This window comes from Pseudomonas sp. S3_A09, assembly GCF_054668065.1.
In genome coordinates, this window is sequence record NZ_CP162752.1 from 1,507,501 (window position 1) to 1,521,821 (window position 14,321).

General features: G+C 59.2%; 14 protein-coding genes and 1 pseudogene (1 of these 15 running past the window's edge). 10 read left to right on the plus strand and 5 right to left on the minus strand.

Annotated elements, in window-relative coordinates:
* Window positions 1-260 carry the 3' portion of a hypothetical protein gene (locus AB4N92_RS07155; RefSeq protein ID WP_236267730.1) on the plus strand. It extends 70 nt beyond the left edge of the window, so the window shows 260 of its 330 coding nt (coding positions 71-330); its start codon lies off the left edge, out of view; the stop codon is at window positions 258-260.
* Between the two features lie 8 nt (window positions 261-268).
* Here the strand turns inward: AB4N92_RS07155 and AB4N92_RS07160 are convergent, their stop codons facing one another.
* Window positions 269-904, minus strand: a complete 636-nt coding sequence (locus AB4N92_RS07160) for a LysE family translocator (RefSeq protein ID WP_069673208.1) — start codon at window positions 902-904, stop codon at window positions 269-271.
* 127 nt (window positions 905-1,031) lie between these two features.
* Here AB4N92_RS07160 and AB4N92_RS07165 point away from each other — a divergent pair, with 127 nt between their 5' ends.
* Window positions 1,032-1,403 (plus strand): PH domain-containing protein, encoded by a 372-nt coding sequence (locus tag AB4N92_RS07165; RefSeq protein ID WP_010206413.1) that lies wholly within the window; start codon window positions 1,032-1,034, stop codon window positions 1,401-1,403.
* Window positions 1,404-1,694: 291 nt separating this feature from the next.
* On the opposite strand, the gene AB4N92_RS07170 is transcribed toward AB4N92_RS07165, so the two are convergent.
* Window positions 1,695-2,072, minus strand: a complete 378-nt coding sequence (locus AB4N92_RS07170; protein ID WP_010206414.1) for a c-type cytochrome — start codon at window positions 2,070-2,072, stop codon at window positions 1,695-1,697.
* A 43-nt stretch (window positions 2,073-2,115) separates the two neighbouring features.
* Entirely contained in the window at window positions 2,116-2,547 is a 432-nt protein-coding gene (locus tag AB4N92_RS07175) for a bleomycin resistance protein (protein ID WP_236298241.1), read from the minus strand.
* A gap of 209 nt (window positions 2,548-2,756) precedes the next feature.
* On the opposite strand from AB4N92_RS07175, the gene AB4N92_RS07180 reads away from it, so the two are divergent.
* From AB4N92_RS07180 to AB4N92_RS07200, 5 genes are all read left to right on the plus strand, one after another.
* Window positions 2,757-3,137 carry a response regulator gene (locus AB4N92_RS07180; protein WP_010206417.1) on the plus strand — a complete coding sequence of 127 codons (381 nt, stop codon included), beginning with the start codon at window positions 2,757-2,759 and terminating at the stop codon, window positions 3,135-3,137.
* Window positions 3,138-3,332: 195 nt separating this feature from the next.
* Complete coding sequence (locus tag AB4N92_RS07185) at window positions 3,333-3,947, plus strand: biliverdin-producing heme oxygenase (protein ID WP_010206418.1); 615 nt, start codon at window positions 3,333-3,335, stop codon at window positions 3,945-3,947.
* Window positions 3,944-6,187, plus strand: coding sequence for an ATP-binding protein (locus tag AB4N92_RS07190; protein ID WP_460129670.1), 2,244 nt, complete (start codon window positions 3,944-3,946; stop codon window positions 6,185-6,187). Before AB4N92_RS07185 ends, AB4N92_RS07190 begins: the two co-directional genes overlap by 4 nt.
* 592 nt (window positions 6,188-6,779) lie before the next feature.
* On the plus strand, window positions 6,780-8,666 hold the full coding sequence (locus tag AB4N92_RS07195) for an alkaline phosphatase D family protein (RefSeq protein ID WP_010206424.1): 1,887 nt from the start codon (window positions 6,780-6,782) through the stop codon (window positions 8,664-8,666).
* A 137-nt stretch (window positions 8,667-8,803) separates the two neighbouring features.
* Window positions 8,804-9,817, plus strand: a complete 1,014-nt coding sequence (locus AB4N92_RS07200; RefSeq protein ID WP_031290864.1) for a sensor domain-containing diguanylate cyclase — start codon at window positions 8,804-8,806, stop codon at window positions 9,815-9,817.
* Between the two features lie 12 nt (window positions 9,818-9,829).
* On the opposite strand, the gene AB4N92_RS07205 is transcribed toward AB4N92_RS07200, so the two are convergent.
* Complete coding sequence (locus AB4N92_RS07205) at window positions 9,830-10,858, minus strand: amino acid ABC transporter substrate-binding protein (RefSeq protein ID WP_010206426.1); 1,029 nt, start codon at window positions 10,856-10,858, stop codon at window positions 9,830-9,832.
* Window positions 10,859-11,002: 144 nt separating this feature from the next.
* Here AB4N92_RS07205 and AB4N92_RS07210 point away from each other — a divergent pair, with 144 nt between their 5' ends.
* Together AB4N92_RS07210 and AB4N92_RS07215 are read left to right on the plus strand one after the other, a co-directional pair.
* Window positions 11,003-11,902, plus strand: a complete 900-nt coding sequence (locus AB4N92_RS07210; protein ID WP_010206430.1) for a LysR substrate-binding domain-containing protein — start codon at window positions 11,003-11,005, stop codon at window positions 11,900-11,902.
* A gap of 83 nt (window positions 11,903-11,985) precedes the next feature.
* A complete protein-coding gene (locus tag AB4N92_RS07215) occupies window positions 11,986-13,236 on the plus strand; it encodes a 2-aminoadipate transaminase (RefSeq protein WP_047543870.1) in 1,251 nt (416 codons plus the stop codon).
* A 27-nt stretch (window positions 13,237-13,263) separates the two neighbouring features.
* Here AB4N92_RS07215 and AB4N92_RS07220 read toward each other — a convergent pair.
* A pseudogene (locus AB4N92_RS07220) lies at window positions 13,264-13,380 on the minus strand (hypothetical protein); the annotation flags it as partial.
* Window positions 13,381-13,579: 199 nt separating this feature from the next.
* Here AB4N92_RS07220 and AB4N92_RS07225 point away from each other — a divergent pair.
* Window positions 13,580-14,299, plus strand: coding sequence for a hypothetical protein (locus AB4N92_RS07225; protein ID WP_010206432.1), 720 nt, complete (start codon window positions 13,580-13,582; stop codon window positions 14,297-14,299).
* Window positions 14,300-14,321 lie beyond the last annotated feature (22 nt).

Consider the following 14,321-nt stretch of genomic DNA (forward strand, 5'->3'; position numbering starts at 1 on the left):
CGGTTCTACGGGATGATCCGGTGATGGAGAGATATGACCGCGAGATGTTTGGGTTGTTGGTGCGGCAGGGGGACCTGATGGGGATTCAGTCGAAGCTCGATGAATGCCTGACGCTGGCGCTCGACGCCCTGGGCGGCGCCGGCACTGTAATGGGGCGCGAGCTGCATCGGCTTGCGGTGGACGCGCACCAAGCGTCGACACTGGATGAACTCAATGCCCCGCTCGGCGCCCTCAAGGACTATCTGAAAGCCATCCTATAAGGTACGACTTAGCGCCGCCCATCCACCGCCATCCGCACCGCCAACCCCATCAGTACCGACCCCATCAACCAACGCTGCACCACCTGCCATCCCGGCCGGGTAACGAAAAACACCGCGATGGAACCCGCCATCGTGGCAATCACTGCGTTAACGCTCACGCTGATCAAAATCTGCGTGAAGCCCAGCACCAGCGATTGCGCCAACACACTGCCGTGGCCATTCGGGTCGATGAACTGCGGCAACAACGACAAATACATCACCGCCACCTTGGGGTTCAGCAAATTGGTCACCAAGCCCATGGTGAACAGCTTGCGCGGGGTGTCCTTGGGCAGGTCCCGCACCTGGAACGGTGAACGCCCACCCGGCCGAATTGCCTGCCAAGCCATGTACGCCAGGTACAACGCCCCGCCGAAGCGCAGCGCGTCATAGGCAAACGGCACCGCCATCACCAAAGCGGTGATTCCCAACGCCGCGCAGAGCATATAAACCAGAAACCCCAACGCTACACCGCCCAGGGACACATACCCGGCAGTGCGGCCCTGGCAGATCGAGCGGGAAATGAGGTAAATCATGTTTGGGCCGGGCGTCAGCACCATGCCGAGGGAGATCAGCGCATAAGCCAGCCAGTTGGACAGTTCAGGCATGGTCGGGCTCCGTTTTTTGAAACATCTGGCCAAGGTTGTAAGGTTGGCCGCCATGGTAGGGCGTTCAAAATGCCCGCGTTAGATACAGATCCGCGAGCAAAACGGCATACACCCAGGAGGCAGGCCCATGATCGACTTCAGCAACAAAGGCTTTTTCAAACTCAAGCAGAACAACGAATACGCCGAACGCGTCGCCGACCTGCTGCTGGACGGTGAAGAAGTGGTGGATGCGTACAAGGCCATGCGTGATGGGGTGGTGTTTACCACCAAGCGGATTATTGCGGTGAATGTGCAGGGGATAACGGGTAGCAAGAAGGATTTCACATCGCTGCCGTACAAGAACATCGTGGCGTATTCAGTGGAGACGTCCGGGACGTTTGATCTGGATTCCGAGTTGGAAATCTACTTTTCGTCGTTGGGGAAGGTGAGGTTTGAATTCACCGGCAAGACCTCGATCGTCGAAATCTCCCGGCTCATTTCCCGGCATCTTCTGACCTGATCAACAGGCAAAAAAAGACCTTGGCGTCCCAGGGTCTTTTTACTGCCTACGCGGCTCAACAGGTGCAAAGCGAAACACACCAGAATCACCGACCGAAGCCTGGCTTGTGAATGGGGGTTGGTCATTCCGCCAGACTTCCACGACGCTGGCTTTCACTTCACTCACGAGAACGAAGAAGGAATCGTCTTCGAGTCAGGGCATTGGTACTTCGGCGAAGTCAGCGCGAACGATGAAGACCCTGGCGGAGAGCGCTGGAAATATCACGCTCTCAGGTCCTTCCCGGCGCAACAGTCACTTGGGCTGAAAGGTCTCAAGGTACGCCAGAATGTTGTCTATCTTCTCTTGATCGCTGATGCCCCAGAAGATCATCCGCGTGCCACTCACTACCTTCTTCGGTGCTTCGATGTAAGCGGCGAGCTTGTCCCGGGTCCAGACCACACCGGAGTTTTTCATCGCATCGGAATACTGATAGTCCGCGGTGGTCCCAGCAGGCCTGCCGATGATGCCATTGAGCTGCGGCCCGAACCCACCACGCGCACCTTCGCCGATGCTGTGGCAGCCGCCGCAGGTCTTAGTGAATAGCTTGCCGCCCGCCTCGGCGTCGCCGGCCGCGAAGGCAGGGCCCGCGGTGAATACCAGGGCGAGGGTGATCAAAGTGCGGTACTTCACGGAGACTCCATTTCAAGCGTTGCTGCGACGAAAGCCGGAGCAATTATGCCGGTATAAACGACCTTTCCCCCAACCGTTCAACCAAGCGCACCAGGTAACCGTCCGGGTCTTGCACGATGAACTGCCGCTGCCCCGCCTCTACGTCGCCGGCACGATACCAGGCATCTTCAACCCCCTTGAACAGCGGCCAGCCAATAGAGGCCAAGCGTTGCAGGATGGGGGCAACGCCGGGTACGTCGATTTGCAGATTGGTACCGCGCCCGAAGGGTTGGTCCAATGGTGCGATCAGCCATTGCCCCGCGTCGGGATCGTATTGCTCCAGCATGATTTGCGCGCCCTCCAGGTCGAGGTAAGCGAAACCGTCTTCGACGCGCTGGTAAGCGAGGGAAAAACCCAGCTGTTCAACCCAAAAATCCAGACTGTTGCCGAGGTTGGTCACTATGAGTTCTGGAACCAAGGGGTTACGGGCAAACATACAATTCCTTTTGCGATAGCGTTAAGAGCGCATGCCCATCCAGATCATGGTTTTTTGGTCCACGCAGAATACCGCGCGATGTCGTTGAGGTGGCGCAGTATCCTGCAACGACATTGTTATGACCACCCATCGCCTCGAACACATCCAATCGAACCTATCCAGACGAGTTCTACTCCACCTGTATGAACCCTGATGGTGGAGTAAGAATCATGGCTCAGCCATCGATTTTGGTGTTGGAAGACGACGAAATCATTCGGGCGTTGATGGTGGATGTGCTGGAAGAATTCGGCGCAGTGGTGACATCGTTTCCTTCTGCAGATGAAGGAATGATTTACCTGGAACAGGGCGATGAGCCCGTGGACTTGATTGTCAGCGATATTCAGATGCCAGGTCTGCTTAACGGCTATGACTTGAGCAAGGTGGTCGCGCATCGCTGGCCCACGGTGCCGGTGGTGTTGACGTCCGGCAATAGCAAGCTGGCCTCGCAATTGGGGGCGTCGGTGCGGTTTTTGCCCAAGCCGTGGAGTACCGGTCATTTGATTGAGTGTGTGCAGACGGCGCTGAATCAACAGGGTCTTTCCCTGCATTGATAGCGTCGCGATATCACTGAAGCCGAACTTCGCGCAATGCTCTGTGGTCATTAATGATGCAAGGAGCGACTTTTCTGATCCGTCGGTCAGCCTTCTCGCCTTGTGCGTATAGAATAAGGCTTTGAGATGTGTAGAATCGCCGCCCATTTCCACGCGTCATTCATGGCCGAGAGGCCCACAGTTCGAGCTTACTGAATGCATTCACAGGCCCATGACGTTGGTGCGCCCTCTTTGCTGGAAGCGTTGCGCACAGGCACGGCCCTGTTGCACGTGGCATTGGAAAAGCGCCTGCCGTTTTTCTCCGAGGGCCTGGATGCCGATTGGTATCAGCGCTTGCTCCAGGCGTATTACGGTTTTTATCGGCCGTTGGAATCAGCACTGTACGAAAGTGGCTTGATTCCTGATGGATACGACGCAGTCTTGCGTGTGAAAACACCGACGCTCGTCTGCGACCTCGCTGCCTTGGGTTTGGATGACCAAGCTGTCAGCACCCTGCCGCGCTGTCTCGAACTCCCAATCCTTGATACCCCCGCCGCTTGCCTTGGCGCCCTTTATGTCTTGGAAGGCGCGACGCTGGGCGGCCAAGTGCTGCGTCGGGAAATGACCCAGCGCCTGAACGTGAATGCCCACAACGGCGGTGCGTTCCTCAATATCTACGGCGTCGAAACCGGTCGGCGCTGGAAAGACTTTCTCGACTACCTCGGCGACCAACCACTGGACGCGCCGGCCAGACAGAGCGCGGTGAACGCTGCCCGTTCAACATTCAGCTGCTTTGAGCAATGGCTCGACAGCCAGGAGGTACTGCTGTGAAACCCGAAGACTTTGAAGAGCTGCTTGCCAACTGTGCCGACGAGCCTATCCGCTTTCCCGGAGCGATCCAACCCCACGGTGTGCTGCTGACGTTGTCGGAGCCGGACCTGAACATCATCCAGGTCAGTGCCAACGTCGGCAGCCTGTTCGGCCATGCTCCCGAGGCGCTGCTGGGCCAGCCGCTGCACACGCTGGTAGGCGCCGAACACGCCAAGGCGGTTGCCGTCATGGCCGATCACAATACGTTCTTCGATGCGCCACCTTTGCACGTCACGTTTAACGGCGCGGAATTCGAAGGCCTGCTGCATCGCCATCAGAATGTGCTGGTGCTCGAATTCGAACCGCTGCTCAAAGATTTCCGCCCCCGGGCGCTGAAGGGGCGCACCAGTGACTTGGGCAAAATGCTGCAGCGTTTGCAGTCGGCGAAAACCCTGCAAGCGCTGTACGAAATCAGCGTGAACGAAATCCAAGCCATGACCGGTTACGACCGTGTGCTCATCTACCGCTTCGAAGACGAAGGTCATGGCCAGGTGATTGCCGAAGCGTCGGCACCGTCCATGGAGCTGTTCAACGGGCTGTTCTTCCCCGCATCCGACATCCCCGAGCAAGCGCGCGAGCTGTATCGCACCAATTGGCTACGCATCATCCCAAATGCGGCCTACGAGCCCGTGCCACTGCTGCCCAAGCTGCGCCCAGACACTGGCCAGCCACTGGATTTGAGCTTCGCTACCCTGCGCAGCGTGTCGCCGATTCATTGCCAGTACATGCAGAACATGGGCGTGTTGTCGTCCATGAGCATCTCGCTGATGAAGGGCGACACGCTGTGGGGCCTGATCAGTTGCGGCAACCGTGAACCGTTGCTGGTGCCCAACGACCTGCGTACGGCCTGCCAGACCATCGGCCAGGTGCTGTCGTTGCAGATCAGCGCCATGGAAGCCCTGGACCTGAGCCGCCAGCGTGAAGAGAAAGTCGAGGCCCTGGCTTTGCTGGATCAAGCGATGAAGCGCTCGGAAGAGAACGTGTTCGACGGCCTGGCACAGCAGGGTCAGCTGCTGATGGACCTGACGCTGTCCGGCGGCGTGGCGATCATCGAAGACAAGCAACTGCACCGTTACGGCAACTGCCCGGAACCGGCGCAGATCCGTGCCTTGCACAAGTGGCTGCAAGAGGGCGGCGAGCCGGTGTTCTCCAGCCATAAACTGTCGTCGGTGTACCCGCCGGCGGCCGAGTTCCAGCAGGTGGCCAGTGGTGTGCTGGCAATGAGTCTGCCCAAGCCTGTGGATAACGGCGTGCTGTGGTTCCGCCCGGAAGTCAAAGAGAACATCAACTGGAGCGGCGACCCGAGAAAACCGCTGGACCTGGAAAACTCCGACGCAGGCTTGCGACTTCGCCCACGCACTTCGTTTGAAATCTGGAAGGTGGAAATGGCTGGCATCTCCACCAAGTGGAGCCATGGCGACCGCTTTGCTGCCAACGATCTGCGCCGCTCGGCTCTCGAAAACGACCTGGCCCGCCAGGTGCTGCGCGAACAACAAGCCGTGCGCGCCCGCGATGAGCTGGTGGCGGTGGTGTCCCACGACCTGCGCAACCCGATGACAGTGATCTCCATGCTGTGCGGCATGATGCAGCAAGCCTTCAGCTCCGATGGCCCCCACACTTCGCGGCGGATTTCCTCGGCCATCGACACCATGCAACAGGCCGCCGGACGCATGAATGTGCTGCTGGAGGACTTGCTCGACACCTCAAAAATCGAGGCTGGGCGTTACGTGGTGCGACCGGTGAGCCTGGATGTGAGCCAGATGTTCGATGAGGCCTACTCGTTGCTGGCCCCCCTGGCAATGGAGAAAGGCATCGACCTGTCGTTCAACGCCGAGCCGGGCCTGCAGATCAACGCCGACCCGGAGCGTCTGTTCCAGGTGTTGTCGAACTTGATTGGCAACGCCATCAAATTCACCCCGCGCCAAGGCAACATCGGTATCAGCGCCATGAGCAGTGGTGAAGAAATCGTGTTCTCGGTGCGCGATTCCGGTGAAGGTATTGCACCGGAACAACTGCCACACGTGTTCGATCGCTACTGGACCCAAACAGAAAACAACCCGACCGGCAGCGGGCTGGGGCTGTACATTACGCAAGGTATTGTCCAAGCCCATGGCGGCAAGATCGTTGCAGAGAGTGAAGTGGGTCGGGGCAGTGAATTCCGTTTCACGGTGCCGAAGGTGATTGACGATTCGCACACCTGAGTGCCCCTTGCTTGCCACGTTTTAAACAGGCAATACCCCCCGCCTCCAACCCTCGTGGTGGCGGGAAATCCCGTGGCGTTTGTGCGAAAGCGCAAGCAAGGCGCTACATCTCCTGGGCTAGAGAATTGCACGAACAGCCCCTCAGATGACGTCTGAAAGCGCCAACCCCCCTGGTCATATCTTGCAGCAGCGCGTTTATAGCTGACCCGTTTCGTCCCCTATAAGGTTGGCCTCACTTCGCCCCAACAGGCGAAGTAAGCCACTACTCAATAGAAGGAAACATCCATGCTTAGCGCTATCAATCACACACTGGGCAGCGTTCAATTCCCCCCCTGCAGCAGGATGATGCAGAGCCCCAGCGCAGGAAGCGCAGCACTGATGCAACAGACCTGAACGCCGCCGACCCTGATCGTACGACGAACAACGGTCGCCGCAGAAGCGGCAGTGGACTGGACAGCCTCGGCCAAGGCCGATTGCTCTAACCGCTGCATACGAAGGGCAGTGCACGGCCCTTCGTCCTCTTCCTTAACAAAACCATGACATTCACTGGATTAACCTTGCCGGTTCAAACCATCCTGGAAACCTCATCTGCATGCCGAACACCGACACACTGCCCGCCGTACTGGCTGGCCCACTGCTGCGACGCCTCGAACCACGGCGCCTGGTGTTGTGGTTGGTGGGGAGTCGCGCACTGGAATTGACGCTGACGTTGCCTGCACAAACACGGGTTATCTCGCCAGACCAATGCCAGGTCGTACGCGTGGGGCGCAATGCCTTTATCCACCTGATCGATGTGACGCTGGACGACGCGCTGCCCCTGGACGTGGCGATCAGCTACGACCTGTCGTTCGACAACACCGGCATCGCCGACTGGGCACCGCACCTGCTGTACGCCAACGCCTGCCTCCCAAGTTTCGTTTTGCACAGCCGCATCCATCAGTTGGTACACGGCTCATGCCGCAAACCCCATCACAGCGCCGACGAGGGTCTGCTGTGTGTCGACCGCCTGCTGGCCGATGCCCAAAGCCCGGCCGACCGCCCGGCGCTGCTGATGATGAGCGGCGACCAAGTCTACGCCGACGATGTAGCTGGGCCGATGCTACGGGCGATACATGCCTTGATTGCACGTCTGGGTTTGTTCGATGAATACCTGGAGGGCGCGGTGGTAGATGACAGCGCCAGCCTCTATGGACACAGCGCCAGCTATTACCATCGCGCCGACTTGCTGCCGGCGCTGGACAGCAACGAAACCCTGCGCGAACGCTTCTTCGGGGGCGTGAAAAAGCCGATCTTTACCAGCAGCACTGCCGACAATCACCTGGTGACCTTCGCCGAAGTCATCGCGATGTATTTGCTGGTGTGGTCGCCGACGCCCTGGACGCTGATCGCGCCTCAACCTCCGCAGCTCAATGCAGAACGACAGCAGCGTTACGCCCGTGAACAGGTCCAGATAGAACGATTCCGCGATGGCCTGCCAGGCGTCGCGCGGGTCTTCGCTCACCTGTCCACCCTGATGATCTTTGATGATCACGACATCACCGATGACTGGAACCTCAGCGCCCAATGGGAAGAGACTGCGTACGGCCACCCCTTTTCCAAGCGCATCATCGGCAACGCGCTGTTGGCCTACCTGCTGTGCCAAGGTTGGGGCAACCAACCGGATGTATTTGGCGAACTGATCAACCAGACCCAAGCGCTCACTGCTCAGCCGCACGCCAACCATCTGGACGCCACTGCACAGGATGAACTGCTCGAGGCACTGCTGAAATTTCAACGCTGGCACTACGTACTGCCCACCACCCCTGCCCTGGTGGTGCTCGATACTCGCACGCGCCGCTGGCGCAGCGAGTTCACCCTCAAGCAACCCTCCGGCTTGCTGGACTGGGAAGCCTTGAGCGAACTGCAACAGGAACTGCTGGACCACCCCTCGGCCATCATCGTCTCGCCCGCGCCAATCTTTGGCGTCAAGCTGATCGAGACCGTACAGAAAGTCTTCAGCTGGTGCGGCTACCCCTTGCTCGTCGATGCGGAAAACTGGATGGCCCATCGCGGCGCTGCCCAGGTGATCCTCAATATCTTCCGCCACTCGCGCACGCCGGGTAACTACGTGATCCTCTCCGGTGACGTGCACTACTCGTTTGTTTACGAAGTACTGATTCGTTATCGCAATGCTGGTCCCAGGATCTGGCAGATCACCAGCAGCGGTATCAAGAACGAATTCCCACCACGCTTACTGGAGTGGTTCGATCGCCTCAACCGTTGGCTCTACTCGCCGCGTTCGCCCCTCAATTGGTTCACGCGCCGACGCACCATGCAGGTGGTGCCGCATATTCCGGAGCATGCCGAAGCCGGCGAGCGGCTGTGGAATTCGGCGGGGATTGGCCAGGTGTTTTTCAATGAGCTGGGCCGGCCTGAGGCGATTTACCAGCACAACGCGGATGGGCGGGCGCAGACAAGGATGGTGGCGCCGAATAAATAGCCAATAGCCATCAATCGTAAGCCGCACATCTGCCCTATTCAAAGGCCTCCAGTCCCGTTGTACAGTAGCGCCAGCCACGGAGTATCGGCGTAAACATCGGCAGGCCTTATGCGCCTGCCCAGGCAAGGAATGCGCAGATGACCGATATCTCCGGCAATAATCCGTTAGAGCAAGATTTCTCTCACTTCAACGCCGACATGCTGCACACCGTTCTGGAACTGGTCAGCGACGGGATCTGGGATTGGAACGCCAACACCGGGTTCGTCTATCGCAACCCAGGCTGGTACGAAATGCTGGGCTATCACCGCCACGCACTGGAGAACAACGTGTTCACGTGGGAAAACGTGATACACCCAGACGACTACTCCCAGGTGATGAAGCTGTTTGACGACTACATCCACCGCCGCGCGCCCCACTACCAAGCCGAATACCGTTGCCGCAAAAAAGATGGCAGCTACCTGTGGATTGAAGACCGCGGCTACGTGATTGCGCGCAATGCTGACGGCTCGGTGGCGCGTATGGTGGGTGCCCACCGCGATATAGACCTGCGCAAAAGCTCAGTCGAACAGCTGGAACGGCGCAACCAATCCCTTGAAGCACTGGTGGCCGAACGCACCCGCGAGCTGTCACGGGTCAATCAACAGTTGCAACTGCAGTTGGATGAAAATCGCTTCCTGGCCGAACGGGACGCCCTGACCCTCGTCGCCAATCGCTACCGTCTGGAAAAAGTGTTGCTGCAAGAGTGCGACCGCGCTCAGCGCTTTCGCCTGCCACTGGCACTGATTGCGATGGATATCGACGACTTCAAGTCGATCAATGACCGATGCGGTCACGGTGTGGGCGATCAGACGCTGGTGCAGGTGGCTGAATGCCTGCAACGCTGTATCCGCCCTGATGACCTGTTAGCCCGATGGGGTGGCGATGAGTTTGTGCTGATCCTGCCCAAAACCTCGTTGGAGATCGCAAAAACAATGGCGGCGAATATCCGTCTGAAGTTGAAGAACAGCCCGCACAGGGACGACTTCAAGGTCACCCTGAGCCTGGGTGTGGCCGAGCGTCAAACGGATGAGCCCCCCGCCGCCCTGATGGTGCGCGCCGACCAGGCGTTGTATCGCGCCAAGGCAGCGGGGAAGGATGGGGTGTCCGAATAACACCCCGGCGTGTCAGCGAACCGGCGGCGCGTACTGGATACCGCCGTTGTTCCACAGCGCATTAAGCCCGCGCTTGATCTTCAGCACGCTGCCCTGGCCGATGTTACGCTCGAACACTTCGCCGTAGTTGCCCACCTGCTTGACGATCTGCACCACCCAATCCTTGCGCAGCTTCAGGTCCTTGCCGTATTCGCCGTCCGCCCCCAGTAATCGCGCGACATCCGGGTTCTTGGTGGTCTTGGCCTGCTCTTCGACGTTCTGCGAGGTGATGCCCATTTCCTCGGCATTGAGCATCGCGAACAAGGTCCATTTAACGATGCTGAACCATTCGTCATCACCCTTGCGCACCAACGGCCCCAGCGGTTCCTTGGAGATCACTTCCGGCAACACCACGAACTCGTCTGGCTGGGCCATCTTGATGCGCTGGGCGTACAGGCCCGACTGATCGGTGGTCAGCACGTCGCAACGCCCGGCTTCCAGCCCCTTGGCGCTTTCGTCGGCCGTGTCGAAGGTGATCGGCGTGTACTTCATGCCGTGGGTGCGGAAGTAGTCCGAGACGTTCAACTCAGTCGTGGTGCCGGCTTGGATGCACACGGTGGCGCCGTCCAGTTGCTTGGCAGCGGTGACGCCCAGCTTGTTGTTCACCAGGAAGCCGATACCGTCGTAATAAGTCACGCCGGTGAAGACCAAGCCCATGCCCGAATCACGGGAGCTGGTCCAGGTGGTGTTGCGCGAAATCAGGTCGATTTCACCGGACTGCAACGCAGTGAAACGTTCCTTGGCGGTCAACTGGGTGAACTTCACTTTCGACGCATCGCCGAAAACTGCCGCCGCCACCGCGTGGCACACGTCCACATCGATACCGGTCATCTTGCCCTTGCTGTCCGGTACGCCAAAGCCCGGCAGCCCGTCACTGACGCCGCATTGGATAAAGCCTTTTTTCTGGATGGCGTCCAGTGTCGTGCCTGCCTCGGCGGTGCTCGCCAGGCCCAGCACGGCGGTTGCCCCGATAGCGGCCAAGGTGGTTTTGAATGGGTTCATGCAAGGCTCTCCCTGTCATTCCTTATTATTCGGCGCCCCACAGCCCGCGCCGGTTTATAGTGCTGCCGGGCAGTATCAACGGCTTTGCGCTACTGCCACAAACGACCTTTAGGCAAAGGCTCCTTCCGATTTGGAATGAAGTGCATGATTTCTAAACGTTTGACCCCTTCGATGACAGCCCTGCAATGCTTCGAAGCTGCCGCTCGCCATTTGAGTTTCACTCGCGCTGCCGAAGAGCTGCACCTGACCCAAAGTGCGGTGAGCAAACAGGTGGCGCAGCTGGAAGAGATGCTTTGCCACAACTTGTTCGAACGGGTGCGCCAGCGTTTGTACCTGTCGCCGGCCGGGTCGTTGTACCTGGCCGAAGTGCATAAGATCCTCACCCAGGTGGACATCTCCAGCCGCTATATCCTCACCTACGGCGGCGAGACCGAAGTGCTGCGCATCGCCACCCAGCCAACCTTCGGCGACCGCTGGCTGGTGCCCAAGCTCAAGGACTTTGCAGCGCTACATCCAAACATCCACCTGGATGTGCGCAACGAGCTGGAGCCTTTCGACGTGTTGCAAGCCAAGGCCGATATCGCGTTTTTCTTCGGCCAGGGCTCGTGGCCGGGGGCGACCTGCATTGAGCTTTTCCGTGAGGCAGTGGTGCCGGTGTGCGCACCAGGTTTCGTCGCCGAAGGCAGCCATGCATCGTCGCGCCACACGTTGCTGCAATGCACCTCGCGCCCGGAAGCCTGGCATGAATGGTTCCTGGAACAGGGCCTGCACTCGCAGAACAGCTACCACGGCCCGCGCTTCGACACGTTCTACATGTGCATCCGCGCGGCACAATCGGGCTATGGCGTGGCGTTGGTGCCGCAGTATCTGGTGGCTGATGAACTCGCACAGGGCAGCCTGATGATTCCCTGGGACTATGCGATGCCCAGCAGCGGCGCGCACTTCATCGCCCACGCCGAACATGCCGGCGAGATTCCCAAGGTGAAAGCCTTCCTCAACTGGATGGTGGACTATGTCGGCGCACATCCCGACTTTCAGTCATGACCCGGCGACTTTATTTCGTTTGCGACAAGGGCGGGCGCCCGGCTTAGATAAAAACACGCCCGCCACTGCCGAGTCCCCGATTCATGAGCCACGAAACCATTAGCCAGTCGATTTCCATCGTTCACCCCATCAGCCTCAGCCACGGTAAAAACGCTGAGGTCTGGGACACCTCGGGCAAACGCTATATCGATTTTGTCGGCGGCATTGGTGTGCTCAACCTCGGCCACTGCCATCCCGGTGTGGTCGAGGCGATTCGCGACCAGGCGACCAGGCTGACCCACTATGCGTTTAATGCCGCACCTCACGCGCCCTACGTCGAGCTGATGGATCGTCTTACCGCATTTATCCCTGTGGACTACCCGATCAGCGGCATGCTCACCAACAGCGGCGCGGAAGCGGCGGAAAATGCGCTGAAGATCGTGCGTGGCGCCACCGGCCGCACGGCAGTGATCGCGTTTGACGGCGCCTTCCACGGCCGTACCCTGGCCACGCTCAACCTCAACGGTAAGGTGGCGCCCTATAAGCAGAAGGTCGGTGTACTACCGGGGCCTGTGTATCACCTGCCCTACCCTAGCGCCGATAACGGCGTGACTTGCGCCGAGGCGCTGAAAGCCATGGACCGCCTGTTCAGCGTGGAAATCGACGTCAGCGATGTGGCCTGTTTCATCATCGAGCCGGTGCAAGGCGAAGGCGGGTTTCTCGCGCTGGATATCGAATTCGCCCAGGCGCTGCGACGCTTTTGCAACGAGAACAACATTCTGCTGATTGCCGATGAAATCCAATCGGGCTTTGGCCGTACCGGCGAGCGTTTTGCTTTCTCGCGCCTGGGGATCGAGCCGGACTTGATCCTGCTGGGTAAAAGCATCGCTGGCGGTGTGCCGCTGGGCGCAGTCGTAGGGCGCAAGGCGCTGATGGACAACCTGCCCAAAGGTGGCCTGGGCGGCACCTATTCCGGCAACCCCATTGCGTGCGCAGCAGCATTGGCCACCCTCGACGCCATGACCGATGAACACCTGAGCGCCTGGGGCTCACAACAGGAAGAAGCCATCGTCAGCCGTTATCAAACCTGGCGCGCACACGGCCTGACACCTTACCTCGGCCGCCTGACCGGCGTGGGCTCCATGCGCGGCATCGAACTGGCCAACGCTGACGGCACACCCGCGCCGAAACAGCTCACCCAGTTGCTCGGCCTGGCGCGGGACGCCGGTTTGTTGCTGATGCCCAGCGGCAAGTCGCGGCATATCATCCGCCTGCTGGCACCGCTGACCATCGAGCCCGCGGTGCTGGAGGAAGGCCTGACCATGTTCGAAGCTTGCCTCAAGCAGTTGGATTAATCACGCGCATCGACCGGTTTCCACCGTGCCGGCGTTGAGATGGCAGTCGCTGCAGAACTGCATGTAACCCAGGCCACCACGACGGGTGAACAGGTCGGCGGGCGGCGCGGCGGGGGCTCTGGACACAGCCGGCATGGTCAGGTCTGCAGTTGTTTTTATGCGTCATCAAGCGAATCGCTGGGGCGGGCTAAGCCCCAGCGTTGTTGTAGCGAGTGTCCCCAAGGCGCCTGTTGATATGGATCAGCAGAACCTGAGGGCATTGTGCTGCCTTGACCTGACCTCCCTCCCCCCTGAAAATGCCCGACGCTTTTTTGTCCTCGTTTACTGAAGTAGTGAAATTTCAATGTCCGATTCTTACACCGAAAAATCCGCCCCCGAAGAATCCGTAGTCGCCTTGCCTTCCAAAGCCGAATACGAAAACGCCATCAATCTTTCACAGCATCTGCCAGCGGCCAAGATCATCAGCGAGATGGTGCTGGACGCTTTTCACACGTCCAAGGAAAGCGATCAGATCCGCGAACTGCGCGTGGCCATCCGTCAAGCCCACGATGCTTTTGACGACGACAAGGCCTACGACCTGATGGGCCAGCTCAAGCAACTCAAGGACGCCGAAGCCGCCGATAACGCTGCGCTGGAAAACTTGAGCAGCCAGTTTTCGATCAGCCGCATTCTGTCCTGCTTCAAGGACGACCCCGAGTTCCAGGAGTTGGTCTACGGCCTGGCATTGAAAGTGCTGAACCAGAGCCACCAGGCCATCAGCAACCCGAGCGCCGGCAAGAGCAAGGCATCACGGCCGAAGAAAGAAGCCGAAGTGTTTGTGATCAGCAAAGATGGCATCAGCGTCACGCTGCCGCTGCGCACGCCGCGTTCGAAGCTGAACGTGGACCGCGAGGCGTTCGAATTCCTGGGTTTCAGCTTTGTGGGTGAAGGCGATGAAGCGGAGCTGGAGGTGGAGAGCTTTGTGGATAACGCAGGCGCTGAACAGCCGCTGAGCCGCAAGAGCGTGATCACTGCATTGCAGCAGCAGACGGCGTTTGAGGGTTACAGCATCGCGCAGCAGTAACCCGAAGCAAGCTGCACCGCAG

Excerpts from the sequence above, each read along its gene's own strand:
- AB4N92_RS07160 (WP_069673208.1), bottom strand. The coding sequence starts at position 904 with ATGCCTGAACTGTCCAACTGGCTGGCTTATGCGCTGATCTCCCTCGGC.
- AB4N92_RS07165 (WP_010206413.1), top strand. The coding sequence starts at position 1,032 with ATGATCGACTTCAGCAACAAAGGCTTTTTCAAACTCAAGCAGAACAAC.
- AB4N92_RS07175 (WP_236298241.1), bottom strand. The coding sequence starts at position 2,547 with ATGTTTGCCCGTAACCCCTTGGTTCCAGAACTCATAGTGACCAACCTC.
- AB4N92_RS07180 (WP_010206417.1), top strand. The coding sequence starts at position 2,757 with ATGGCTCAGCCATCGATTTTGGTGTTGGAAGACGACGAAATCATTCGG.
- AB4N92_RS07185 (WP_010206418.1), top strand. The coding sequence starts at position 3,333 with ATGCATTCACAGGCCCATGACGTTGGTGCGCCCTCTTTGCTGGAAGCG.
- AB4N92_RS07195 (WP_010206424.1), top strand. The coding sequence starts at position 6,780 with ATGCCGAACACCGACACACTGCCCGCCGTACTGGCTGGCCCACTGCTG.
- AB4N92_RS07200 (WP_031290864.1), top strand. The coding sequence starts at position 8,804 with ATGACCGATATCTCCGGCAATAATCCGTTAGAGCAAGATTTCTCTCAC.
- AB4N92_RS07205 (WP_010206426.1), bottom strand. The coding sequence starts at position 10,858 with ATGAACCCATTCAAAACCACCTTGGCCGCTATCGGGGCAACCGCCGTG.
- AB4N92_RS07210 (WP_010206430.1), top strand. The coding sequence starts at position 11,003 with ATGATTTCTAAACGTTTGACCCCTTCGATGACAGCCCTGCAATGCTTC.
- AB4N92_RS07215 (WP_047543870.1), top strand. The coding sequence starts at position 11,986 with ATGAGCCACGAAACCATTAGCCAGTCGATTTCCATCGTTCACCCCATC.
- AB4N92_RS07225 (WP_010206432.1), top strand. The coding sequence starts at position 13,580 with ATGTCCGATTCTTACACCGAAAAATCCGCCCCCGAAGAATCCGTAGTC.